This window comes from Lysobacter enzymogenes (assembly GCF_023617245.1).
In the GTDB taxonomy this organism is placed as follows: domain Bacteria; phylum Pseudomonadota; class Gammaproteobacteria; order Xanthomonadales; family Xanthomonadaceae; genus Lysobacter; species Lysobacter yananisis.
Window position 1 is genome coordinate 6,096,606 of record NZ_CP067396.1, and the last position, 24,021, is coordinate 6,120,626.

Annotated in this window: 16 protein-coding genes and 2 pseudogenes; 4 read left to right on the plus strand and 14 right to left on the minus strand. The window is 69.2% G+C overall.

Features of this window, described 5'->3' with window-relative positions; genetic code table 11:
• Positions 1 to 9 precede the first annotated feature (9 nt).
• Positions 10 to 606 carry an ECF-type sigma factor gene (locus JHW41_RS25450; protein ID WP_250448383.1) on the minus strand — a complete coding sequence of 199 codons (597 nt, stop codon included), beginning with the start codon at positions 604 to 606 and terminating at the stop codon, positions 10 to 12.
• A gap of 351 nt (positions 607 to 957) precedes the next feature.
• Here JHW41_RS25450 and JHW41_RS25455 point away from each other — a divergent pair, with 351 nt between their 5' ends.
• Together JHW41_RS25455 and JHW41_RS25460 are read left to right on the plus strand one after the other, a co-directional pair.
• Complete coding sequence (locus tag JHW41_RS25455) at positions 958 to 2,598, plus strand: SulP family inorganic anion transporter (RefSeq protein ID WP_250448385.1); 1,641 nt, start codon at positions 958 to 960, stop codon at positions 2,596 to 2,598.
• Between the two features lie 59 nt (positions 2,599 to 2,657).
• Positions 2,658 to 3,080, plus strand: a complete 423-nt coding sequence (locus tag JHW41_RS25460) for a hypothetical protein (RefSeq protein WP_078996183.1) — start codon at positions 2,658 to 2,660, stop codon at positions 3,078 to 3,080.
• Here JHW41_RS25460 and JHW41_RS25465 read toward each other — a convergent pair.
• From JHW41_RS25465 to JHW41_RS25495, 8 genes and pseudogenes are all read right to left on the minus strand, one after another.
• Positions 3,057 to 3,908, minus strand: a complete 852-nt coding sequence (locus JHW41_RS25465) for a hypothetical protein (RefSeq protein WP_078996182.1) — start codon at positions 3,906 to 3,908, stop codon at positions 3,057 to 3,059. The genes JHW41_RS25460 and JHW41_RS25465 overlap by 24 nt on opposite strands.
• Positions 3,908 to 8,644 (minus strand): RHS repeat-associated core domain-containing protein, encoded by a 4,737-nt coding sequence (locus JHW41_RS25470; RefSeq protein ID WP_250448387.1) that lies wholly within the window; start codon positions 8,642 to 8,644, stop codon positions 3,908 to 3,910. The genes JHW41_RS25465 and JHW41_RS25470 overlap by 1 nt, the downstream gene beginning before the upstream one ends.
• 48 nt (positions 8,645 to 8,692) lie before the next feature.
• Positions 8,693 to 9,109, minus strand: coding sequence for a DcrB-related protein (locus JHW41_RS25475; protein WP_250448389.1), 417 nt, complete (start codon positions 9,107 to 9,109; stop codon positions 8,693 to 8,695).
• 30 nt (positions 9,110 to 9,139) lie between these two features.
• Positions 9,140 to 11,506, minus strand: a complete 2,367-nt coding sequence (locus tag JHW41_RS25480) for a type VI secretion system Vgr family protein (protein WP_250448391.1) — start codon at positions 11,504 to 11,506, stop codon at positions 9,140 to 9,142.
• 639 nt (positions 11,507 to 12,145) lie between these two features.
• Entirely contained in the window at positions 12,146 to 14,323 is a 2,178-nt protein-coding gene (gene pabB, locus JHW41_RS25485) for an aminodeoxychorismate synthase component I (RefSeq protein WP_250448393.1), read from the minus strand.
• 162 nt (positions 14,324 to 14,485) lie between these two features.
• Positions 14,486 to 15,241 carry a 4'-phosphopantetheinyl transferase family protein gene (locus JHW41_RS25490; protein ID WP_250448395.1) on the minus strand — a complete coding sequence of 252 codons (756 nt, stop codon included), beginning with the start codon at positions 15,239 to 15,241 and terminating at the stop codon, positions 14,486 to 14,488.
• Between the two features lie 73 nt (positions 15,242 to 15,314).
• Positions 15,315 to 15,428, minus strand: a pseudogene (locus JHW41_RS27740) (hypothetical protein); the annotation flags it as partial.
• Between the two features lie 113 nt (positions 15,429 to 15,541).
• Entirely contained in the window at positions 15,542 to 17,182 is a 1,641-nt protein-coding gene (locus JHW41_RS25495) for a M4 family metallopeptidase (protein WP_250448397.1), read from the minus strand.
• 397 nt (positions 17,183 to 17,579) lie between these two features.
• Between JHW41_RS25495 and JHW41_RS25500 the strand changes: the two genes are divergently transcribed.
• On the plus strand, positions 17,580 to 18,833 hold the full coding sequence (locus tag JHW41_RS25500; protein WP_250448399.1) for a serine hydrolase domain-containing protein: 1,254 nt from the start codon (positions 17,580 to 17,582) through the stop codon (positions 18,831 to 18,833).
• A 47-nt stretch (positions 18,834 to 18,880) separates the two neighbouring features.
• Positions 18,881 to 18,985: pseudogene (locus JHW41_RS27745) on the plus strand (DUF6053 domain-containing protein); the annotation flags it as partial.
• Between the two features lie 205 nt (positions 18,986 to 19,190).
• Here JHW41_RS27745 and JHW41_RS25505 read toward each other — a convergent pair.
• Genes JHW41_RS25505 through JHW41_RS25525 form a run of 5 tightly spaced genes read right to left on the minus strand, consistent with a single transcriptional unit; the run spans position 19,191 to position 23,235 of the window.
• Positions 19,191 to 20,378: a glutathionylspermidine synthase family protein gene (locus tag JHW41_RS25505; RefSeq protein WP_250448401.1), complete on the minus strand. Its 1,188-nt coding sequence runs from the start codon at positions 20,376 to 20,378 to the stop codon at positions 19,191 to 19,193.
• A 21-nt stretch (positions 20,379 to 20,399) separates the two neighbouring features.
• Positions 20,400 to 21,035, minus strand: a complete 636-nt coding sequence (locus JHW41_RS25510; protein WP_250448403.1) for a DUF1190 domain-containing protein — start codon at positions 21,033 to 21,035, stop codon at positions 20,400 to 20,402.
• A gap of 8 nt (positions 21,036 to 21,043) precedes the next feature.
• Complete coding sequence (locus tag JHW41_RS25515; protein WP_123645995.1) at positions 21,044 to 21,451, minus strand: DUF350 domain-containing protein; 408 nt, start codon at positions 21,449 to 21,451, stop codon at positions 21,044 to 21,046.
• A 46-nt stretch (positions 21,452 to 21,497) separates the two neighbouring features.
• Positions 21,498 to 22,160, minus strand: a complete 663-nt coding sequence (locus JHW41_RS25520) for a DUF2491 family protein (RefSeq protein WP_057949804.1) — start codon at positions 22,158 to 22,160, stop codon at positions 21,498 to 21,500.
• A gap of 25 nt (positions 22,161 to 22,185) precedes the next feature.
• Entirely contained in the window at positions 22,186 to 23,235 is a 1,050-nt protein-coding gene (locus JHW41_RS25525; RefSeq protein ID WP_309152831.1) for a potassium channel family protein, read from the minus strand.
• Positions 23,236 to 24,021: the final 786 nt, after the last annotated feature.

The window sequence follows — 24,021 nt, forward strand, 5'->3', positions numbered from 1 at the left end:
GCGGGCGCCTCAGCCCGGCGCTGCGGACAGTTGGTCGTGCAGCCAGGCGCGCGCGAATTGCCAGTCGCGCTTGGCGGTCGGCAGCGACACGCCGATGGTCTGCGCGGTTTCCTCGATGGTGAGCCCGCCGAAGTAGCGCAGCTCGACCCCGCGCGCGGCGCGGGCGTTGATGCGCTGCAGCCGCTCCAGCAGGCGATCCAGGTCGAGCGCGTCGACCAGGTCGGCGGCCGGCGCGACCAGTTCCTCGCCGGCCTGCAGGGTCACCCGCAGCAGGTCGCCGCCGCGCTTGAGCGCGGAACGCTCGCGCAGGTGGTCGACCAGCAGGCGCCGGATCGCGTGCGCGGCGATGGCGTAGAAGTGGGCGCGGTTCTGGAACGCGACCTCGCGCTGCCGGGCCAGTTCGAAATAGGCGTCGTTGGCGAGCTCGGTCGCGCGCAGGGTCACCTGGCCGCTGCGCGCCAGCCGCTGCCGTGCCAACCGCCGCAGCACCGGGTAGATGCGCTCCAGCAACTGCGCTTCGGCCTGCCGGTCGCCCTCGCGCCAATCCTGCAACAGGTGGGTGATGTCGGACGGGCCGAGGTCGGGCGGCGGATCGGCGGCGGTCATGGCGGGGGCGGCGCCCGGAGGGGTGGGCTGAGCATAGCGCCTCGCCGCTGCGGCGAGCCACGCGCGTCACGCGCCGGTTGCGCGCGCGCAACGCCGGCGCGGGCTTGCCAAGCCGGGGCGGGTTCTCCTTCAATGCCCGCATCGTCGCGCGCTGGCGCGCGACCGCGGAATCCTCATGTCCCAGCACGGTTTGCGCTCCGTGGTCCTGATCCTGGTTGCACGTCGGCGCTGCGGCGACCGCGCCGATGCCGGAGCCGGCGAGCGGCGACGCAGGGCGACGGCCGTCGATGCCCGCGCGCGGGTCGGCCGGCGCGCGCCCGGCGGCCCGCCGGGCCTGCACGGGCCGACAGGATGAACGCGCCCGCCTCCGTCGCCGCCGGCGGCCGCCGCGCCGACATCGTCGCCGGGCTCGCCATCGCCGGCCTGCTGCTGCCCGAGGCGGTGGCCTATTCCAGCCTCGCCGGGCTGCCGGCGCAGACCGGCGTGTTCGCTTTGTTTGCCGGCTTGCTGTGCTACGGGCTGATCGGGCGCAGCCGCTACGCCATCGTCTCGGCGACCTCGTCCTCGGCCGCGGTGCTGGCCGCGGCGACCCTGGCCGCGGCCGGCCCGGACCCGCTGGCGCGCGCGGCCATCGCCGGCTTCCTGACCCTGGCCACCGGCGCCTGCTTCCTCGCCGCCGCGGCCGCGCGCCTGGGCGGGCTGTCGCAGATGATCGCGCGGCCGGTGCTACGCGGCTTCACCTTCGGCCTGGCCTGCGTGATCGTGCTCAAGCAGTTGCCGGCGCTGCTCGGCGTGCATGCGCGCGCCTCCGAATTCCTGCCGCTGTTGCTGGAACTGCCGCAGCGCTGGCGCGAATGGCAGCCGGCCAGCTTCGCCGCCGGCGCGCTGGCGCTGCTGGCGTTGAAGTTCGGCGAACGCTTTCCGCGAATCCCGGCGAGCCTGATCGCGATCGCGCTGGGCATGGCCGCATCGTCGTGGCTGGCCGCGCGCGGCGTCGCCCTGACCGGCGCCATCGCGTTGAGCCCGCAGTTCGCCGCGCCGGGCTCGCCCACTAACGGGCAATGGCTGACCTGCCTGGAACTGGCGCTGGCGCTGACCCTGGTGCTGTACGCCGAGTCCTACACCGCGATCCGCGCCTACGCGCTCAAGCACGGCGACCCGGTCGAAGCCAATCGCGACCTGCTGGCGCTGGGCGTGGCCAACGTCGTCTCCGGCCTGCTGCACGGCCTGCCGGTCGGCGCCGGCTATTCGGCGACCTCGGCCAACGAAGCCGCTGGCGCGCGCTCGCGCCTGGCCGGGCTGGTCGCGGCGCTGACGGTGCTGATGTTGGTCGGCTTCGCCCTGGCCTGGATCGAACGCATCCCGCAACCGGTGCTGGCGGCGATCGTGATCCACGCGGTGAGCAGGTCGCTGCGACCGGCGACGTTCGCGCCCTACCTGCGCTGGCACCGCGACCGCCTGGTCGCCTTCGCCGCGGTCGCCACGGTGCTGACGCTGGGCATCCTCGACGGCCTGCTCGCGGCCATCGCCTTCAGCCTGCTGATGCTGCTGCGCCGACTCTCGCGCCCACGCCTGAGCGTGCTCGGACGGCTGCCGGACAGCCACGACTTCGTCGACACCGCCCTGCATCCGCAGGCCGCGCCGGTGCCCGGCGTGCTGGTGCTGCGGCCCGAACAACCGCTGTTCTTCGCCAACGCCGAACCGATCCTGGCGCTGGCGCGGCAACAAGTGGAAACCCACCCCGACGCGCGCCGGCTGGTGCTGAGCCTGGAGATCTCGCCGGACCTCGACAGCACCGCCCTGGAAGCGCTCAGCGACTTCGACGCCTGGCTGCGCGCGCGTGGCGTGGCGCTGACCCTGGCCCGGCTCAAGGACGGCGTGCGCACCCTGCTCGAACGCGTGCAGTTGCCGGGGCAGACGGCATCGGCGCTGGAGTATTGGAGCGTGGACGATGCGGTGAATGCCGCCGCCACGCCGGAGCCGCACGCGTGAGGCTGCGGCGTGCTCACGTGCGACCGACGCCGCGCCCCCTATCGACGGGGGGCGAAGCGATGACGGCACTGCGCACGCTGCGCCTCTTCCTGACTTCGCTGCTGGCGTTGATCCTCGCCGCTATCGCGTTCCTCGCGCTCAATTGGAGCGGCGGCGAATTAGCCGCGCGTTTGCGCCTGCCGCCGGGCGGCGCGGCGCGGCTGAGCTGGGACCTGGCCTGGACCGTCGCCGCGGCCGCGCTGGCACTGTGGATCGTCGCGCGCTGGGCGCCGGTGGCGGCGCGCTGGCAGGCCGGTGCGGCATGGGCGGCGTTGACCGCGCTCGCGCTGTGGGCGGTGACCAATCTGGGCGGCGAGTTTCCGCTGTGGTTCGATGCCGGGCTGTTGGCGGCCTTGCCGGCGCTGGGGTGGCTGGCATGGCGATGGAGCGGTCCGGCGCGGCGGAACGAGCGACAGCAATTACCCCGGCAACCGTCTGGATGAAAGTGCGGACGGCTTGGGCTTCCAACCGATAAGCAGACCCGCTTCGCCCAGGATCGAGTTGATCCGCTCCAGATGTTCCGGCGCTACCGTCCAGACGGCCCCGCCACTGGCTAAGGCCTCCAGCGCCCCCCGGTCGCTGGCAGCGTGTATCCAGTCGTACAGGCTCCCGCCTTCGATCGTATGGGCGAGATGGGCAGGCCCGAGCAGATTGCAGGGATAGACCATACGCATCCGCTCGACGTACTGCTTGGGCACGTTCCTCGATCCAAGCGGGAGTTGTGTCTTCCAGGCCCGCGCGTCCTCATTCTTGAAGATCGTCAAAAATCCGTCCGCGTTTGCATAGCTCGAAACATCGGCGAGGTCTCCGTCGATTTCGTAGGCGATTGCGTACGGCGTCCGGGTCAAATCATCCATTTCCCGCGCCAAGCGCATGAATATCCGGTTGAGCTGCGCAGAATCGGCGCAATAGTAGGTACAGACCAACCGGCCGGCATTGTCGTACTCCTCTTTATCCGCCAAGAACCATGTAGTGAGGAAAGAGGCCGAACAGATCCACTGCGACGACTTCGGGGGCACGCACTCCAGATAGAAATCATGCGCCCCCTCCGTCGCCAACGCCTCGCGAAGAGTGGAGATATCGGCCTTTTTCCATCCGATATCCTCGCCACGAGCGTTTTGCGGGAGCTTCACCGAATAGGAGACGGTGTTCGGCTTGAGCCCAAGATCCACGAAGAACGTCTGCGCGATCTCCAACAATCGCTGCGCATCGACTTGGTCCGGCAATCCGTAGAACGCCATGCCGGTTGCGCTGCCTTTCGAGTTCGCCATCACAATCCGTTCAGCCAATTGTCCAGATCGGATTTTATCCGAGTTGCCTTGTAAGGATGTCGGATCGAGATGATGTCACCTCTTTGACCAACGGGCAGATTCGACATCGCAGTTCGATTGCGCGATGTCAGGAAGTTCCAGAAGGTATTGGATCTCATATCCGTCCTAGACGCGATCTCTATCGCATGAATCTTGCCATTGTGATCGACGGCCATGATGTCCGGCCGCCTTCTGGATACGCCACCTCCGGTATGGGTGTTGTACGCCCTGTTCAAGTAGATATCGGTGAACTTTCCCGACATCGCCAGCTTGTTCGCTATGACCTCCGAAAACTGGTTATGTCCAGGCGTGCGATCCACCTGCCCTGTGCCGTGTATCTTCGTATCGTTGACGACGCGTACCGGACAGGCCGCCAGACCGAGTGGATCGATCCAGCCATTGGGATTTCCGACATAAGCCTGCGGGCGGTGACCGCCCTCCAACCCCAACGGATCCGGACTCAAATACTGCCCCGTGTCCGGATCGTAGTACCGATGCCGGTTGTAATGCAGCCCGCTCTCCGCATCGAAGTACTGCCCCGGAAACCGGATCGGGCAGTCCACGGCATCGTCGTTTGCGGCGTTGCGCTGCCATAGCCGCTGCCGGCCCCATACCTCAGGTTGGTTGGACCAGACGACTTCGCCGGTTTCGTCGAGCAGTTCGCGCGGGGTGCCGATGTGGTCGGACACCACGTACCAGCGTTTGCCGCCGCGGAGCTGGGCCATCGGCACGACGGCGCCGGGCGCGTAGTCCCATTGCACGGCGCGGTCGTAGGCGACGGTGCCGTCGGCGTAGATCGGTGCGGCCTCGATCAGCTGGTCGAAGCTCCATTGGTATTGCTCGCCGACGATCTGGGGCGCGTGGCGGTCGTCGCCGCCGCGTTGGCCTGCGCCGTTCGCCGTGGCCGCGGCAGACGACGACGGACCGCTCGGTGCGCCACCTGCTGCATGGGTCGCCACGGCGCCGGCGATACGGCCGCCCGGCAGCGACTTGAACTTGCGGATGCGCCGGCCCAAGCCGTCGTAGGCGTAGCGCCAGCGCTCGCCCTGCGGTGTGGTCAGTTCGACCAGGCGGCTGTCGTGGTCCCAGCGATAACGCCAATGTTGCGGTCGGAAGCCGTCGCGGTGTTCGGTCTTTTCGACCAAGCGGCCGAGCGCGTCGTAGCGGTATTCGCTGCGGCCGCGCCGCACCACCCGGCCGCCGTCCTGGCGCAGGCTCTGCCGTTCCACGCCGGGCAGGTTGGACAGGGTGCGGTTGATCAGGTTGAACGCGCCGTCGTAGTCGAAACCCTCGTCCAGCGCCGGCGCCCAGCGGCTGGCGTCGAAACGGCCGCCGGTCACCTGGCCGTTGGCGTCGTAGCGATAGCGGCTCGCGCCCCAGCGCCGGTCGTCGATGTGTATCGGATTGAAGGCGCGGTCGTAGCGGTAGCCGCGTTGCACCTGGGGCGGCAACGATGGCGCCGATGAAGCCGGCGCGCGCGGGTCGGGAACCGACTCGGCGCGACCGGCGATCTGGCCGGTCAGCAGGTTCAGCGCGTTGAATTGCTGCCGCAGTTCGAAGCCGGCTTCGCTATGCCAGCGCACGTCGCGCCCGAGCGCATCGCGTGCGATCCGCAACGGCGCGTGCCCGTCCGTGCCGAGCGCGGCCAGCGCGCCGTTGAGGTCGTATTGCCACTGCAGGCTGCGCGGGCCAGCGGCCATCGCCGCCAGCGCGCCGGTATCGGCGTCGTAGCTCAGCCGCACTTCGCGTCCGTCGATGCGCTCGGCGATCACCCGCCCGTGCGCGTCGCGCTCGTATTCGACCAAGCAGTCGCGATTGCGCACGCTGGTCAGCCGCCCCTGTTCGTCGTAGCCGATCTCGGTGTCGTCGCTGTCCGCATCGGTCGCATCGGCGGCGTGCCGGCGTATAGCCAACAACCGGCCGCTGCGCGGGTCGTTCTCGTAAGCCACGCGCGAGCCGTCGTGGCGGCGGGTTTCGACCAGCCAGCCGACCGCGTTGTAGGCGTAACGGGTGACGATGCCACTGTAGTCGGTCTCCCCGACCAGCCGCCCGAGCGCATCGTACTCGTAGCGGTAGCGCTCGCCGACGCCATTGACCACAGCGGTCAGGCGGGTCAGCTTGTCGTACTCCAGGCGAATGGCGTTGCCTGCGGGGAAGGCGATCTCCTCCAGCAGGTCGAACGGCCCGTAGCGGCGGTGGGTCTGCCGGCCTTCGCCGTCGCGGTAACGCACGGCCAGCAGTTCGCTGTCGTAGCCGATCTCCTGCGCGCTGCCGTCGTCGAGCACCGCGCGGCTCAGCGAACCGCGCGGGTGGGCGTGGTCGGCGGCGTATTCGTAGCGGGTGATGTGGCCGAGCGCGTCGATGGCCTCGGTGACCCGGCCGAAGGCGTCGTGGCGCAGACGCAGCCGGGTGCCGTCGGCGCGTACCGCCTCGTCCAGACGCAGGTGGCGATCGTAACCGTAGCGCAGCTGGGTGCCGTCGGGATTGTCCTGGCGCAGCACTTCGCCGTTCGCGCCGATTCGGTATCCGGTGCGCCGGCCGAGCGGATCGATCGCGCCGATCAGGTTGCCGCGCCCATCGTACTGGAACTCCCAGCGACCGCCGTCCTCGGCCTGCGCCGCATGCAGCGAACCGTCGCCGGCGTATTCATAGCGCTGGCTGCGTCCGTCGGGCAGGTCGACCTGGATCACTTCGTCGAAATCGTTGTAGTGGTAACGCAATGTGCGTCCCAGCGGATCGGTCTCGGACTGCTTGTGGGTCCACTCGTCCCACTCGGTCAGCCATTCGTGCCCGAGCGGGTCGACCATGCGCTCGACCAGGCCGTCGCGGTTGTAGTAGTAGCGGGTGACGCCGCCCTCGGCATCGCGGTAGACCGTGCACGCCTCGGCATCGAGGTATTCGAAGCGATCGTCGTAATGCCCGCCCGCGGTGCGGGTGGCGACGGCGCGGCCGAACTCGTCGTAGTCGATCCAGGCCTGGGTGGCGCGGGTATCGCGCCAATGGATCATGCGGCCGGCGCGGTCGTACTCGTGGAACAGCCGCCCGAATTGGTAGCTGGCGCAGTCGCCGACCTGGCCCGAATCGGCGTAGTCGCAGCGCAGCAGTTCCAGGCCGTCGAACTCGCCGCCGGCGAACCGCACCGAACGCAGCCGTCCCTGTTCCTGGCGCACGTCCAGCCGGTAGCCGTCGCTGTGCTCGATCGCGCGCAGTCCGCCGTCCTGGTAGAGGAAACCGATACGGTTGCCGTTGCGGTCCTCGATGTCGCTGAGGCGGCGCAGCCGGCCATCGGCCGCTTCGAAGCTGTAGACCAACCGGGTCTGGCGGTCGTACAGGCGCAGAGCCTGCGAGCGGCGCCCGAACAGCAGGTAACGCGCCTGGCGCAGGTTCATCGCCTCGACTTCGTCGTCGGGCGTGTGGAACACCAGGGTGGTACCGAACTCGGTGTGGTAGGTGACGGTCTGCTCGCCCAACTCCAGCCGCTGCGACCAGGTGTCGGCCCACTTGTCGCCGAAGCCGCCGGCGAACGCGGCGGTGGAGCGGTACAGGCGCTCGAGTCGCAGCGGGATCGTACCCGGCAGGTCCAGCACCGGCCATTCCTGGATGAAGTCGCCGCTGCCCACGTCGACCGGCTCGCCGGGCTTGGTGCATTGCGAGGGCGAACAACCGCTGCCCTCGCCGGATTTGGTCGCCGGTTCGGCGTGCGGCGGCCGGCCCGGCCCGTGCTCCGGCGCGCCGCGCCGGCCCTTGCGCGGCAGCGGCAGCAAGTTGGTGATGACGTTGGCCCAACGCAAATACGGCGAGCGGCTGTCCTTGATCTCGAACACCTGCGCGGTTTCCATCGTCTCCACGATGGTCTTGCAGCCGTCGTTGACGTTGGCATCGCAGGTGGTGCGGTGGCCGATGCGGACGATGTTGCGGTTGTTGGCGTAAACGGTGCGCGCGCCCTCGGCCAGCACCATCGGCCCGGGATGGTCGGAGCACATCACCGGATCGCCCACCCGCGCCACCGGACGTCCCTCGAAGAAGACATTGAGCGAGCCCAGCATGATCGCGCCCTTGTTGGCGCCGTACTGCCCGGCCTTGGACGCGAAACCAGCGATGGCGCCGCCGGCCACGCCGGCGACGGCGACCGCCGCGGCCATCACCACCAGGCCGGCGCCGCAGGTCGCCACGCCGACCGCGATCACCAGCGCCGCGCCGACCAGCGCGCCCAGCAGGCCGAGATTCTTGTTGACGTGGGCGATGGGATCGCCCATGCGTGCGGGCATGTCGCCTTCGGTGGCGATCTTCTTCATCCCCAGCAGGTCGCCGAACACCGCGTCCGCGGCCTTGTCGCCGAGGTAATTGCCGAGCATGAAACTGCCGATGCCGACCGCGGTGATGCCGAGCACCGAAGCCGCCGACACCGCGGCAGCGGTCGCGGCGGCGCCCAGGGTGCCGCCGGCCGCGGTCACCGTGGCCGCGCTGGCCGCGCCCGCGGTGTACATGCCGAAGCCGGTCTGCGCGACCATGACGATGTTGTTGAAGCCTTCGCTTTCCAGGAAGTCGAGCGCGCCGTTGTTGAGCCGGTCGGCGCCGCTGACATCGGGGTTGGGTATCTGGTAGCCCTGCGAAGCGGGCTCGCGCACCACCTCCATCGCAGCCGTGCGGGTGCCGCTGCGTGCGGCGCCAAGCGCGACCGAAGCCGACACAGTCATGGGAATCTCCTTATTCCGGGCCGCGATGGGTGGAGGACGCCGTAGCGCTTACTCGGCTTCCGCCTGCGCCTGTTCCTGCTTGAAGCGAAACGTCCCGATCAGTTCCAGCACCTGCTGCTTCTGCTCCGCCGACAACAGCCCCTGCATGCTCGCGGTGAAGATCAATGCGCGCTGGCCGCGCGCGGTCAGCACCATGCACTGATGGATCGGCCCCTGCGCCGAACTCCAGCGGAACTCGGACAGCACCGCCTCCTCGCCGTCCACCTGCATCGGTTCGCGCGCGAGTTGCTCGTACTCCTTCAGGCTCGACGCGATGGCGTCGATCTCTTTCCTGGCGAAGCTGTCGAACCCCATGCCCCAGGGCAGGCTGTCGCGGGAGATGGTGAAGCTCAGTCCCGAGCCGCCGCCGCGCACGGTGGTGAGCAGGTTGATGGTCTCGTCCTTCCACGAGGCGGGAATAGCCAACGATCCTTCGTTCATCGTGAACATGCTGCGTCAACCCTTGTCCTTGTTGAGGTGGATCACCGGCCCGTCGATGAAGATGCCGTTCGCGCTCAGGGTGATGCTGGAGGGACCGAACTTGATCACGATGTTGGTCTTGGTCATGGTGACCGAGCCGTCGCCGACGCGATGAGTGACCTGGTCGGTGGCCTCGTACAGCTGGGTGCCCGGCCCGGCGGCCCCGCCCTTGGCGGTGACCTGTACGGTATTGGCCTGGGTCGAGCGCTTCTTGGCGATGGTTTCCGACAGGCTGCCCTGGGCGATGTTCTTGCTCTCGTCGCCGGTGTTGAGCGCGATCTGGCGATTGCCCTTGACCACCACGTGCGCCTCGCTGTCCTGCACGGTGATCGCCATGTCCTTCTGCGAATGCAGGTTGATCAGCTCCTGGCCTTTGCGGTCGCAGATGGTCATCTCGCAGAAGCCTCCGCCGCCCGGCGTGGAACGGCTGACGAAGCCCATCACGTCGGCAGCGTCGGGCAGGCTGCGCGGCGGTAGCTGCTCGGCGTTGAACAGGCGGCCGAGGATCACCGGCCGATCCGGATCGCCTTCCAGGTAGCTGACGATCACCTCCTGGTTGACCCGCGGAATCGCGACGGTGCCCCAGCCGCGACCGGCCCAGGGCTGCGAGACGCGGATCCAGCACGAGCTGGAATCGTCGTTGCCGCCGTAACGGTCCCACGGGAACTGCACCTTGATCCGGCCGAATTCGTCGGTGTGGATTTCCTTGCCGGACGGACCGACCACCGTCGCGGTCTGGGCGCCGGCCATGACCGGCTTGGCGTGCTCGCGCACCGGCCGGTACGGAATCTTGCTGCGGATCAGGCTCAGGGTGTTGCGGTAGTCTTCCGAGCGATCCTCGGTGCGGCCGTAGTTGTTGCGCGCGCTCAGTTGGCGACCGACCACCAGGAAACTGCAGTTCTCGGCGTCCTCGCCGAGCAGGGGATGCTCGGCCACGCGCAGGGTGCGCCCGGCAGTGATCGCGCGGCAGTCGGTCTGGGCGGTGAACCGCTTGGCCTGCCATTCGTAGCTTTCCAGCCGCCGCTGCGCCTGCTTTTCGCCCTCGTCGCGATTGGCGTAAGCGTAGGCCGGATTGCCGTCGTAAACCTGCAGCGCCGGCACGTCGCCCTGGTCGGCGATCGACGGCAACTCCAGGTACTGCGAGCCGCCAGGTTCCTTGAAGCGGTACGTATTGAGCGCGATCGAGCTGGGCTGCAGCTCGCGCATCGACGACAGCCGGGTCATCGCCTGCTCGCTGTCGTTGAGGGTCTGCGCGCGCCAGGGCACTACGGCATGACGCTGCTGCGGCGGACACCCCTGCGGGTGGGTCGAATCGTCGCACACGATCAGGGTATGGCCGTCGGCGCGATGTTCGAAGTAGTAGAACAAGCCGTAGCGTTCCATCACCCGGCTGACGAAATGCAGATCGCTTTCGTTGTACTGGGTGAGGTAGGTCTCCGCGGCCGGCGGGTCGTAGATCCGGAACTCGAAGTCGGCCAGCGCGCCATAATCGGCGAACACTTTCTGCAACACCTCGGCCGGCCCCAGGTTCTGGTAGATGCGCGAATTCACCCGCTTGCCCAGGAACCACAGCCACGGCACCAGCTCGGCCGTGTACACGCTCAGCGCCCCATCCGCGCTGGCATAGCCGAAACGGCTGACATAGCCGTTGATCGGATGCTCGCTGCCGTCGTCCTGACGCACCGCCACGGTGAGGTTCTTGCTCAGCACGTCCTTGTGGTCGATGGCCGGGTTCTGCGATGCGAGTTCCAGCGCGTAGCCGCCGACGCGCGACAGCGCCTCTTCGCCCTCGATCGAGCGCACCAGCAGCTTCTTGTCGCTGCCCAGCGGCGAGTACAGCCGCAGCAGACGCCGGCTTTCGTCGTAGCCGAGTGCGGCGGAGCCGGCCTGCCCTGCATCGGCGCCGCCGCGATCGGCGCGGCTGGGCGCGAAGTTCTGCATCGGCGCGGACGCATCGGCCGGCAGAATCGCACTGCCGGCTTTGAGCGCATCGTCCAGTCCGTCCACCCCGCGCGGCGCGTTGTCGACCAGGCCCAGCGCGCCGAGCGCGGACTTGGCCAACGGCGCGAACTTGGCCGCCTGGGCGATCTGCGGCGAAAGCGCCGCACCGGCCTGCAAAGCGCCTTCGGCCAATCCGACCGCATTGGCCGCACCGCCTCGCGCAAGCGCCTGCACCGCGCCCGCGGCGGTCGCGGCCCCGGACACGGCCTGGCCGATCTTCGGATCGATCGCATCGGCGGCCTGCAGGGCGATGCCGCCCAGATCGGTTGGCGGCGCGACTTCGGCGTGGACCAGCGAGTCCAGATTCTTCGCCAGCGCAGTGCGGCCATCGCTGTGGATCATGTCGTTCAACTCGGACGACAACGCAGTGGTCGCGGATGAGCCGGGACGATCCGCGAGCGATCCTTCGGGCTTGGACGACTTGACAGTCATGACCTCTCCTTTCCGTGGAGACGCGTTTGAGTGTGCTCCGCGCGCGTAAGCTCCATGAGCGGTTGCAGCCGGCGGATGGCCCAGAACATAGCAACGGCTCCGACCGTTTCCAAGCTGAATTGCGTGAGGAAACCGCGTTTTTCATCAACCTGAGCCGGCTGGCACAGCGCGTGTGCAGATTTCCAATCAAACGTCCTCGCATACCTGAACGCAAAAACGATTGACGTCACGAATCTCAGCGAAAGCAGAGCTGTCTCCGATCTTCCGGCGCAGTCGTCTCGGAGACTGCGTCTACGCCGATGACGGTCTTTCCGAGAGCGGGACCCTCGTAGCGCAATCGGCATCGGCCATCGCGCATACGCGACTGATCGCACCGTCGACCATCGAAATGGATTACCGCGTCGCTGGAATGAGGGATTGCATGCCGCGAATGGCGGGCGTTCCTTCTCGACGGCGGATCGCGATGCGAGCGGATCGACGTTGCCGCGCCCGGCGCCGCGTCTATCGCAGCGAGCAACGCAAATACTTCGACACAACCGCCGCCGCGGACTATCCGTTCGGCTCCACCGCCAACCGATCCGCGCGTACTTCGCACGCGAACGGCGCGCCGCCGCCCAGGTAATCCCACAACGGCCGCAACACCGCTTCGGCCTTCAGCAGCATCTCCTGGAATTCCGATTCCGCGTCCGACAGCCAGGTGATCGCGCCGCCGGCGCCGAACGACAGTTCCTCGCCGTCGAAGGCGAGGGTGCGGATGCCGATGTTGAGGTCGGCGACGCGGCCGTAGCCCAGGTAGCCGATCGAGCCGCAGTACACGCCGCGCGCGCTGCGCTCGAGCCGGTCGATGATCGCCAGCGTGCGGCGCTTGGGCGCGCCGCTGATCGAGCCGCCGGGGAAGCTCGCGCGCAGCAGGTCGATCAGGTCGCACTGCGGCCGCAGCCGCGCTTCGACCGTGCTGACCAGCTGGTGCACGGTGCGGTAGCTCTCGATCGCCGCCAATGCCGGCACTTCGACCGAGCCGCGTTCGGCGACGCGGTTGAGGTCGTTGCGCATCAGGTCGACGATCATCAGGTTCTCGGCGCGGTCCTTGTCCGAGTCGGCCAGGCGCTGCGCGTACTGCGCGTCCAGCGCCGGATCGGACGAGCGGCGGATGGTGCCCTTGATCGGCTTGGCCTGGATGCGGCCGGCGCCGTCCACGCGCAGGAAGCGCTCCGGCGAGGTGCTCAGCACGCAGTGCGCGCCGCTGCGCAGGAACGCGCCGAACGGCGCGGCGTTGCCGCGGCGCAGGTGCCGGTACAGCGCCAGCGGGTCGAGCGGCGCGCGCACGCGCAGGCGGTTGGTCAGGCAGACCTGGTAGGACTCGCCTTCGAAGATCGCGCGCCGGCATTCGCCGATCGCGGCGAGGTAGTCGTCGTGGCCGAGGTCCATCGCCACGTCCAGCCCGGCCAATGCGGGCGGCGCGCACGGCGCCGGCGCCGGCGGCAGCGAGCGCAAGCGCTCGGCGGTGCGTTCGAGCCAGCGCTGCGCATCGTCGGCGCCGTCGGCGTCGGCGACCGCGACCGCCCAGGCGCGGCCGCTGGCATGGTCGAAGGCGAGGAAGCGGCGCGCCCGCATCCACAATGCATCGGGCGCGTCGGTGCGGTGGCCGCGTTCGCCGTCGAACAGGGCCTGGGCTTCGTAGCCGAAGTAGCCGACGTAGCCGCCGCGGAATTCGAACGGCAACGCGTCGGCGGGGCCGGCGACCGCCTGCGCCAGTTCGGCGCGCAATTGCGCCAGCAAGGCGTGCCCGCCCGACAGCGCCGCGTCGTCGTCGCCGATGCGGTAGGCCAGCACCTGCGCCGGGTCGGCGTCGCCCATGAACGAACACGCCGCGTCGCCGGCGACCTGGCTGTCGAGCCAGAACGCGTGCGGCGACTGCGCATAGCACTGCGCGAACGCGCTTTCGGCTTCGGGCGCGGGCTCCAGCGCGCGCGCCCAGGCGCGCAGCGCGGCCGGCGGCGTCGCCGCGACGGGTTCGATCCGCTCGGCCGGTGCGGCGGGTTCTGAGGGTTCTGCGGGTCCGACCGACTCGACCGCCGCCACCGATGCGCGCGCAGCGACGACCGCCGCGGCGCTTTCGCGCCAGCCGAGCGCGACGCCGCCGCGATGGCGGTGCGCGAGTTCGCGGAAGTTGCCGATCATCGCCAGGCCGTGCTCGCTCAGCACCGACTCGGGATGGAACTGCACGCCCCATTGCGGCCGCCGGCGATGGCGCAGCGCCATGATCACGCCGTCGTGGCTGTGCGCGCTGGCTTCCAGCTCCGGCGGCAGCGGCGCGGCGGCGATCAGCGAGTGGTAGCGGATCGCGACCAGATCCTGCGGCAGGCCGGCGAACAGGCCGCGGCCGTCGTGGCGCAGGCGCGCGGGCCGGCCGTGCACCGGCTCGGGCGCGTGGGCGATGCGGCCGCCGTTGGCGTGGGCGATGGCCTGGAATCCCAGGCACACCCCGAGCAACGGCAGGGCCGTGCGTTCGATCGCCGGGCGCGACAGGCCCAGGTCGGCGGCGTGGGCGGCGCTGCCGGGGCCGGGCGAAACCACGATGCAGTCGTAGCGCGCGTCGGCGCGCAGCCCGTCCCAATCCGCCGCGTCGTTGCGCAGCACGGTCGGCGCCTGGCCGAACGCGCGGCCGATCAGGTCGGCGAGGTTCCAGGTGAAGGAGTCGTAGTTGTCGATCAACAGGCAACGCATGATCGGCCTATTGTCGTACAAAGCCGCGCTGACGCGGCGGCGCGGCCTGGACGAACCACGGCGCGCGCAACGCCGTGCCGGTGCCGGCCCGCGCGAAACCGCGGGATCGCAGCCGGCGCTCGGGTTCGAATCCGTGCGCGCGCACCGCGCCGGCGCGGCCGCTCAGGCCGCGCGCGGCAGCCAGACCAGGCTCAGCACGCCGCCGTCGGCGTCGAAGCGGTAGTGCGCGGCGAAGCCCTGGCCGCGGCGCACGCCGGGGGCGAGGTCCTCGGCGCAGGCGAAGTCCAGGCGTTGCGGCCCGACCCGGACCAGCCGCATCGCCTCGAACCCGAACAAGCGCCGCACCTGCGGGAACAGCGCCTTGTACAGGCTTTCCTTGGCCGAGAACGTCGCCGCCAGTCCGGCGGCCGGATCGGCGAAGCCGGCCGCGATCCGCGCCTGCTCGTCGGCGTCGACGACCAGGCCGCGGATCTCCGCCGCGCGCGCGGCATCGAGCGGGCGTTCGATGTCCACGCCCAGGCCGAGGGTGTCGGCGTCGCTCGCGGCCAGGCACAGCGCGCGGTCGCCGGCGTGGGTGATCGACGCGATCGTGCCGGGCGGCCACAGCGGCTCGCGGTCGCGGCCGATCGCGACCGTCGCCGGCGCCGCGCCGAGCCGGTCCAGCGCGCGGCGCGCGCACAGGCGCCCGGCCAGGAACTCGCTGCGGCGCTTGGGCACGGCGCGGTCGAGCTGCGCCGGCAGTTCGATGCCGTAGCGCGCGAACAGGCCGTCGCGATACGCGCCCAGGTCGAAACGGCAGGCGTGGCCGGCGAAACGGCGGCCGAACGCCTCGATCTCGATGTCGCCGGCTTCGCGCAAGAACGCCTGCCCGGGATCGGGCGATGCGGAATCGGCGGTGGCCGGCGCGTCGGCGGTCATGAGCGCGAAGGGCGGGAACGGGCGGGAACGGGCGGTCAGGATCGCATAAGCCGATTGCGCGGGGGTCGTCGGGCTAGCTGCGCTGGTTCCAGTTCGTTGCGTCGCATCGGACCGCAAGGCGTCGGGGCTGAAGCCCTTCCCACAAAAGGCCATGACGCGCAGCGGCTTTTGTGGGAGGGGCTTCAGCCCCGACGCTTTCGTCCCAGCGCGCGACGAATTAGCGCAAATCCCCAACGCCGTACCCAAAAACGAACGGCCCGCACAGGGCGGGCCGTTCGCTGCATCGAGGGTGCGGGAGGATCAATTGACGTTGGCGCCGCTCCACGCCCGCGCCACCGCCGTGTGCTCGGGCGAGCCCGCGCCGTACAGCTCCGCCGCCGCCTGCAGGGTCAGGGTGCGCGCCTGCGGGTAGCTGGTGTTGCTGGTGAACTTGGTGGTCAGCGCGCGGTAGAAGATCTTGCCCGCCTTGTCGCGGCCGATGCCGGCGATCGCGGTGTCGCCGTTGCACACCAGCTGCGCCGGGGTCAGCCCGGAACCGGCCGGGACCACCGCGCCTTCGGCCAGCAGGTAGAAGAAGCGGTTGCCGACGCCGGAGGTGTAGTGCGGATCGTGGATGCCGCCGGCCGCCAGGTTCGGATCGAAGCCGCCGGCCGGGTAGCAGTTGAACGACTTGCCGTCGGCGGCCTGGTTGTACATGTCGCGCAGGGCCTTGCCCGGCTCGGTGCGCACCATCTCGCCGATGCGGTAGTCGCCCGGGTCGTTGGCGTTGTTGGCGTAGAACTCGACCAGGGTGCCGAAGATGTCCGAGGCCGATTCGTTGAGCCCGCCCGCATCGCCCGAGTACGCCAGCGCGGCGGTCTTGGCGGTCACGCCGTGGGTCATCTCGTGGCCGGCCACGTCGATGCCCACCACCGGCTTGAAGCCGCGCGCGGCGTCGCCATCGCCGTAGAACATGGTGTTGGTCAGCGCCACGTAGGCCGCGTTGGCGCCGGTGATCGCGCCGGTGGAGGTCTTGAACGTGGTGTGGGCGTAGCTCTTGATGCCCTTGCCGTCGCCGGACAGGCCGGTGCGGCCGTGCACGTTCTTGTAGTAGTCCCAGGTCGCGCCGACGCCGTAGTGGATGTCGACGCCGACGCTGTTGCGGTCGCTGGTGGTGGTGTTGCCCCAGACGTTGTCGGCGTCGGTCAGCACCGGGCCGTTGAGGAACAGAATGCTGAACAAGTCCGACACCGTCTTGCCCTGCGCGTCGTGGACCGCGCCGTTGCCGCGGGTGGTGTCGATCAGGTCGAACTTCGTCGCGCTCTTCTGGTCGGTGGCGATGCTCAGGTCGCCGTAGTACAGCGACTTGCCGGTGCCGACGGCGCCCGCGGTCTGGACCAGGTCCTGCACGTCGAGCACGTTGCCGCTGGCGGCATCCACGTAATACTTGACCAGGCCCGAGTGGGCATCGGTCTGCGCGCCGGACAGGATCACCTCGTACGCCAGCACCGGCGCCGCGCCGCGCGCGTACACCACCGCCTGGTTGGAATAGACCTTGTCGACGCGGCCGCGGAAGCGCGAGCCGGCTTCGACCGCGGCGTCGTCCTTGCTCAGGCGCGCCTCGCCGGTCGGGCGCAGCGCGCTGCGCAGGGTCAGCGACGCGGCGCCGAAGCGGCCGCGCGCGCTGGTCGCGACGACGTCGCCGCCGATCACCGGCATGCCGCGCCAGCGGCGCTCGAAGCGGACGTGTTCGACGCCGTCGCGGTCGGCCGCCACGTCGCGCGCTTCGAACACATCCTCGGCGTCGGCCTTCAGTACGGCGCGATTGGCCGAGAGCAGGCCCTGCGCCTGCTGCATCGCCAGCGCGCGCGCCGCCGGCGGCGCGGCGTGCGCGGCCGGCACCGCGGCGGCGATGGCCAGGACCAGGGCGATGCGCTTGGGTACGTTGAAGTGCGAAGTCATCCGTGTTTCCCCTCATCAAGTGATGCAAGCGCCGGTACGGCCGGCGGACCGTGGCGGCGTTGGCTGCCGTCGCGATCATCTTGGGTCGGCGCAAACGCGTCGGCTGCGATGCTTCAACGCCGGACGCAGGCCGAATTGCGGAAGCGTTTCGCAGTTTTCGCATTCGTCATATGACGCTAAATCGTTCATCGTTCGCCTGCGTTGTAAAACTGCGACGCAGGCACCGTGCGGTTTCTCGGGTAACCAATTCGCTTCGCCGTCGCGCCTCGTGGCTGCGATGCATTCGATGGGCACAAAGCCTGTGCAATGCGATCGCGCGCCTCGCGACGCTGCGCATGCTTGGCCTGCGATGAAGCGCCGTGGTGTATGGTCGCGGCTTTGCCGACGGCCTCCGCCCATGCGCCTGCCTGCTCTGAAATCGCTCCTGCTCCTGGCCGCGTTGCTGGTACCCGCCGCCGACGCGCGCGAAGCCGCGACGCCCGCCGGCACCCGCATCGCCGCGCAACGGCTCGCGCGCATCGACGCCGCGTTGCAGCGCTACATCGACGACGGCCGCATCGCCGGCGCGGTGGCGCTGGTGTTGCAGGACGGCAAGCCGGTGTACCAGCGCGCGTTCGGCTGGAGCGACAAGGAAGCCGGCCGGCGCATGCGCGAGGACACGGTCTTCCGCATCGCCTCGCAGACCAAGGCGCTGACCAGCGCGGCGATCCTGATGCTGGCCGAGGAAGGCAAGCTCAGCCTGGACGAACCGGTGGGCCGCACGATCCCGGCTTTCGCCAAGACCACCGTCGCCGTCGCCGGCGGCGAACCGGTCGCGGCCAAGCGCCGCATCACCGTGCGCGACCTGCTGACCCACACCGCCGGCATTTCCTACGGCACCGATGCCGCGATCAAGGAGGCCTACCGCGCCCAGGGCCTGGGCCCGGCCGCGGGCTACGGCTGGTACACCGCCGACAAGGACGAAGCCACCTGCGCGACGATGGAGCGGCTGGCGACGCTGCCGTTCGTGGCCCAGCCCGGCGAGCGCTGGGTCTACGGCTACAACACCGACATCCTCGGCTGCGTGGTCGAACGCGCCTCGGGCATGGCGCTGGACGAATTCGTCCGCACCCGCATCGCCGAACCGCTGGACTTGCGCGACACCCGCTTCTTCCTGCCGCCGGCGCAGCGCGAGCGGCTGGCGGCGGTGTACGCCAGCGGCGACGACGGCCGCGCCGCGCGCGCGCCCGACGGCGCGCGCGGCCAGGGGCATTACGTCGACGGCCCGCGCCGCAACTTCGCCGGCGGCGCCGGACTGCTGTCGACCGCGCGCGACTACGCGCGCTTCCTGGAAGCGCTGCACCGCGGCGGCGAACTCGACGGCGTGCGCATCCTCTCGCCGCGCAGCGTGCGGCTGATGCGCAGCAACCAGTCCGGCGCGCTGTATCCCGACGAAGGCAAGGGCTTCGGCTACGGCTTCGAAGTCACCGAACGCTACGGCGCGAACGGGCTCGACGGCGAGGGCGCGTACGGCTGGGCGGGCGCTTACGGCACGCTATACCGCGTCGATCCGCAGGCGCGGCTGGTGATGGTGCTGATGATCCAGCTGATGCCCAACCGCACCGACATCCAGTCGGTGTTTCCGACGTTGGTGTACCAGGCGCTGGAGTGAAGGCCGCTTCGGAAACTTTGCGCATCCGGTGCGGCGCGGCGACCTGAAACGAGAGCGTCGGGCCTGAAGGCCCTCCCACAAAAGCTGCGACGGCTTGCGGCTGTTGTAGGAGGGGCTTCAGCCCCGACGCTGTTCGATCCTTAGCGACATAGCAACCTAAAACAAAAGCATCGGGCCTGAAGGCCCTCCCACAGGAGCAGGATCGGCCTGCCTGCCGCTGTTGTGGGAGGGGCTTCAGCCCCGACGCTTTTCGATCCGCGGCGACATGGCGATCTGAAACAAGAGCATCGCGCCTGAAGGCCCTACCACCACTCAAATCACGGCATCGGGCTTCGAGGCTTTTCCGCCTACCGCGCCTCAGTCCTCGACGATCGCGTGCGGCAGGAAGCGCGAGCTGTCCTGGGTGATCGGGCCTTCGTCCTCGCGGATGCCCATGCCGGCGGCCTGGTCGGCGACCACCCAACTGCCGATCAAGGGATAGTTCGGCTCGCCGTCGGCGCCGTCGAAGCGCGGCAGCGGGTGCAGGGCCTGGCGGATGGTCGGGCCGTCTTCGTACGGGCCGTCGCTGCGCAGGCGCTCGCCGTCCAGGCCGACCAGCTCGATGTTGGCGCCTTCGCGCGAGAACAACGGCTTGCGCACCCAACCCGGCGCCAGTTCGCCGGCATCGGCGTCCTCGAAATGCGCTTCCAGCAGGTTCGGATGGCCGGCATGGCGTTCCCACAGCAGCGGCAGCACGCCCTTGTTGCTCAGAATCGCCTTCCACGCCGGCTCGATCAGCTGCACGCGCGAGCCGGCCAGCTTGGGGCCGTACTCCTCGACGAACATCCACTCCAGCGGATACAGCTTGAACAAGGTGCGGATGACCCGGTCGTCGCCGTCGGTGAAATAGCCCTCGCGGCTCAGGCCGATGCCTTCGATGCTCAGCTCCAGCGTGTCCACGCCGGCCTGCTCGGCGCAGTCGCGCAGGTAGCGCACCGTGCCCTGGTCCTCGGGCGAATCCTCGACCGCGGCGAAGTGCACCGGCGTGGCGATGCGCTTGTCGCGGGCGAGCGCGCCGAAGGTCTCGATCAGCAGTTCCTGGATGCGGTTGTACTGGTCGCTGCCCTCGCCGAGCGCGCCGCGGGCGATGCTCTGCTCCAGCCACAGCCACTGGAAGTAGGCGGCTTCGTACAGCGAGGTCGGGGTGTCGTAGTTGAGCTCGTAGAGCTTGGCCGGGCCGCGGCCGTCGTAGGCCAGGTCCATGCGGCCGTACAGGTGCGGCTCGCCGCGGCGCCAGGAATCGGCGATCCAGTCCCAATACTCGCGCGGGATCGCCAGCCGTTCCAGCAATCGCTCCGAGCCGACGACCTCGTCGACCAGGGCCATCGCCATGTCGTGCAGTTCCTGGGTCGGCTGCTCGATCTCGTCCTCGATCTGGCGCAGGCCGAACGCGTAGTAAGCGCGCTCGTCCCAGTACGGCGCGCCGTCGATGGTGTGGAAACGGAAGCCGAGCGACTCGGCCTGTTCGCGCCAGTCCGGGCGTTCGGGTACGACGATGCGTTTCATGCGCGCTCGATGAGGTGGGGATCAGCCGCCGCGGCCGAAGCTGCGGCTACTGCTGCTGGAACTGCTGCTGCGGCCGAAACCGCCGCGCGCCGCGGCGCTGGAACCGAAGCCCGCGCGCGAGACGGTGACCGCGCGCGCCGGCAATGCGGTATCGCCGGCCTTCCTGCCGTACACGGTGCCGCTGTGGGTGCTGATCTGCTTGCCGTCGGGCTTGAGATAGCGGCCGCCCTGGTAATCGCGATACAGCGGCGAGACGCCGCCGATGTGGTAGTAGCGGTTGCCGCCGCTCATCAGCTGCGAGGCCGCGTAGCCGAGCAGGAAGCCGGTCATCGGCGGGATGTAGTAGGGCTGGCTGGCGTTCGCCTGCTGCCCCTGCAGCGGCGTGCAGGCGCCGAACTGCTGGTTGCATTCCTGCTGGCTCTCGAAGCGCGGAGCGACCTTTTCGTGCTCGACCAGGGCCTGGCCGTAGGCCTTCTCGCACTCCTCGCGCGAGATCTCGGTCTGCACCGTGCATTCTTCGCGCGAGGTCAGGATCTTGCCGCTGGGATCGTCGTCGCAGCCGGCCAGCACCGCCGGCGCGGCCACCGCCATCAGCACCAGCTTGAGGTTGCGCGAGCGCTTGCCGCGCGGCGCGGAATCGTGGGCGTTGGTGGTCATGGCATCGCTCACGGCGTCATCGCGGCGGCGTTGATCAGGCCGACGCTGACCGACACGCCGGCGTAGAACACGCCGGCGCCGACCTGGCCGTCGGTGATCTGCTGCGACAGCTTCGGCGCGACCAGGCGCGCGATCAGGTAGGCGAACACCTGCACCACCACCGCCGCCGCGCCCCAGATCGCCGCGTCGACCAGGCTGACCGAGTTGGAGATCGCCGAATGCAGCGGCAGCGCCAGGCCGACCAGGGTGCCGGCGAAACCGGTCGCGGCGGCGGCGTTGCCGGAGCGGATCAGGCTCAGCTCGCGGTGCGGGGTGATCAGCGACACCGCCAGCGCGGCCAGGATCAGCACGCCGATGCCGGTGCCGGCGTAGGCGAGGAAATTGAGGAAGCTGTGGGCGTTGATCGGTGCGTCCATGGTGGGTCCTTGCGATGAATGCGGCGCGGCGGCGCGCGGGGCGGCGTCAGGTGATGTCGAGGTCGGCGGTGTTGAGGTCGATGCCGAGCGCGTAGGTGACCACGAATTCGCTCGGGCCGTAGTCCTCGGCGGTGACCAGCAGGAACTCGTCGCGTTCCAGCTCGGGAATCTCGCGTCGGTACAGCATCGCGTAGTGGGTCAGGTCGTCGTCGCGGCGCGGCGGGTCGTGGCGGTACAGCACTTCGTCGTAGACCACCGGCGGCACCCGTTCGGCAACGTCGTCGCCGAACTCGCGGTGCCAGGTGCGGCCGGCGTACTCGATCGACGCCGCGCCCAGGTGCGGGCTGTCGTGGATGAAGCGCTTGAACGCGGCCTGGTTGGCCGGATTCACGGTGTCGTGGAAGACGAAGGCCTTGATGCCCTCGACCTGGCCGTTGGCGGTGCTGACCTGCAGGTAGGCGTCTTCGTCGAGATAGAAGCGATGCAGGGCGTGGCCGCCCTTGAGGTCGATATGGCCGTAGCACGGAATGCCCTGGTGGCCTTCGGGCAGGCGCAGGGTCCAGGCCTGCGGGTTGGCGCGGAAGGTCAGCGTGTCGAACGCGACCCGGCCGTTGATGCGCAGCCCCAGCGGCAGCTCGTGCGCGAACGGCGCCGCGGGCTTGTCCGCCTCGCGCTTCTTGCCGCCGAACAATCCGTCCAACCAACCCATCGCGTTGACCTCGTCTTCGGTGTGTTCAGTCCGCCGCGAGCGACGCCCACGGCAGGCGCGCGCCGTCGATGCGCGCGTCGGCAAGGTAATACAACAAGGTGCCCGGCGCGATCTCGACATGATCGGGCGGATTCAGTACCGGCGCCGACGTGCGCCCGTCGCGGTAGCCGATCCACAGCGCCGCTTCCTGGCGGAACGCCGCCGCCAGCGCGCCCGCGCGCACCGGCGCGGCCGCCGCCGGCACCTGCAAGCTGAATTGGGTCGGCCCGCCCGCGCCGAGCCATTCGCCGGCCACCAGCGAGCTGCCGGCGTCCTGGGCGGCGCGCGCGATCACGTCCACGTGCAGCGGCCGGGTGCACTCCACGTGCGGGTAGTGGCTGCGCACCAGCTGCGCCACCGCCGCCGATTCGAAATGGGCGACGATGTGCGCCGACGGCTTTTGCGCCATGACCGCGAACACCGCCGCCAGCGAGCGGTCATCGTCGACCGCGTGCACGATCACCCGCGCCGCGGTGGCGAGCGCGGCGCGCTCGTATTCGCCGCAGTCGGCGTAGGAGTCGACCGCGACGAAGCGGATCTGGTCCGGCAGCGGATTCTCGGCCACGCCTTCGGCGACCAGCACGATGCCTTCGTCGTCGGTATGGGTGTCGGCCAGCAGCAACTGCACCAGCCGCTGCGATTCGCGGCCGTGCCAACCGATCAGCACGGTGTGGCCGCGCATGTCTTCGTAGCTCATCTTGCCCACCTGATGGCGCCTCCAGAAATTGAGCAGGCCCGCGCTGGTCTTGGCCAGGATCGAGGCGAACAACGCGATCGCGCCGGGCATCACGAACAACGCCGCGACCCAGCGCCCGGCGGCGCTGCCCGGCGAGAGATCGCCGTAGCCGATGGTGCTGGCCGTGGTGACGTAGTAGTAGACGAAGGAATCCCAGCCCAGCAGCTTGGCTTCGCCGGCCCAGGCCAGCAGCAGCCAGCTCGCCGACATGTGCACGGCCAGCGCGAGCGCGACCACGCCCCAGCCGATCCGGCGCAGGTGGCCGCGCAGGCTGCGGTAGAGCTTGCCCAGGACGATCATGGCGCCGGTCCGGATGGCGATGGCGGCGTGCGCTGTCTCAACGTCCCTTTCCCCTTGCTCCGACGCGTCGTGCGGCGGCGTGTTGTCCTGGGCTGGACGAACGGTCGGATGCCGGCGTTCGTCGGATGGGCCACATTCTGCGCGAAAACGCGGCGGGTGTTGCGGTTGTTGTTGCCGTTGTTGTTGCTGTTCGCTCGGACGCATCCCCAAGCAAAGCCCATGCCCCGCAGCCCCGGAGGGCGCGCGCATGGATGCGCGCGCGCGCCATGGGGCAGGATGCCCCTTATGGCGCGGCCCCGCGCCACGCTGAGCCATAGTGGCTCTTGATCCGAAAAAACAAGGCCTTTTCTTTGGTTACTTTCTTTGTGGCTTAAGACAAAGAAAGTGACCCGGCCGCTTGCGGACGGAAGCCCTTGATGTTCGCTTGTCGTCACCCGCAGGCACACGCAAAAGCAGAACCCGCCGCGGCACGCCCCCTGTAGGAGCGGCGCAAGCCGCGACCGCGCCATCGCAAACACAGTGAAAGTTACGGCGTAGTTGCGTTGTCGCGGTCGCGGCTCGCGCCGCTCCTATAGTCGGGTACGCAACCCCGCCACTGTCATTCCGGCGAAAGCCGGAACCCATGTTGACGTTGCTGCTGCTTTCGCCGCTACCGATGTGTCGCGCGACGACAAGCCACCATCAAGAGCTTTCGTCCGCAAGCGGCCGAGCTACTTTCTTTTGTCAGCGCGACAAAAGAAAGTAGCCAAAGAAAAACGCTTGTTTAAGGTCACAAGCCACTAAGTC

Coding starts and splice junctions, on each gene's coding strand:
- JHW41_RS25450 (WP_250448383.1), bottom strand. CDS start 606: ATGACCGCCGCCGATCCGCCGCCCGACCTCGGCCCGTCCGACATCACC.
- JHW41_RS25455 (WP_250448385.1), top strand. CDS start 958: ATGAACGCGCCCGCCTCCGTCGCCGCCGGCGGCCGCCGCGCCGACATC.
- JHW41_RS25460 (WP_078996183.1), top strand. CDS start 2,658: ATGACGGCACTGCGCACGCTGCGCCTCTTCCTGACTTCGCTGCTGGCG.
- JHW41_RS25465 (WP_078996182.1), bottom strand. CDS start 3,908: ATGGCGAACTCGAAAGGCAGCGCAACCGGCATGGCGTTCTACGGATTG.
- JHW41_RS25470 (WP_250448387.1), bottom strand. CDS start 8,644: ATGACTGTGTCGGCTTCGGTCGCGCTTGGCGCCGCACGCAGCGGCACC.
- JHW41_RS25480 (WP_250448391.1), bottom strand. CDS start 11,506: ATGATCCACAGCGATGGCCGCACTGCGCTGGCGAAGAATCTGGACTCG.
- pabB (WP_250448393.1), bottom strand. CDS start 14,323: ATGCGTTGCCTGTTGATCGACAACTACGACTCCTTCACCTGGAACCTC.
- JHW41_RS25490 (WP_250448395.1), bottom strand. CDS start 15,241: ATGACCGCCGACGCGCCGGCCACCGCCGATTCCGCATCGCCCGATCCC.
- JHW41_RS25495 (WP_250448397.1), bottom strand. CDS start 17,182: ATGACTTCGCACTTCAACGTACCCAAGCGCATCGCCCTGGTCCTGGCC.
- JHW41_RS25500 (WP_250448399.1), top strand. CDS start 17,580: ATGCGCCTGCCTGCTCTGAAATCGCTCCTGCTCCTGGCCGCGTTGCTG.
- JHW41_RS25505 (WP_250448401.1), bottom strand. CDS start 20,378: ATGAAACGCATCGTCGTACCCGAACGCCCGGACTGGCGCGAACAGGCC.
- JHW41_RS25510 (WP_250448403.1), bottom strand. CDS start 21,035: ATGACCACCAACGCCCACGATTCCGCGCCGCGCGGCAAGCGCTCGCGC.
- JHW41_RS25515 (WP_123645995.1), bottom strand. CDS start 21,451: ATGGACGCACCGATCAACGCCCACAGCTTCCTCAATTTCCTCGCCTAC.
- JHW41_RS25520 (WP_057949804.1), bottom strand. CDS start 22,160: ATGGGTTGGTTGGACGGATTGTTCGGCGGCAAGAAGCGCGAGGCGGAC.
- JHW41_RS25525 (WP_309152831.1), bottom strand. CDS start 23,235: ATGATCGTCCTGGGCAAGCTCTACCGCAGCCTGCGCGGCCACCTGCGC.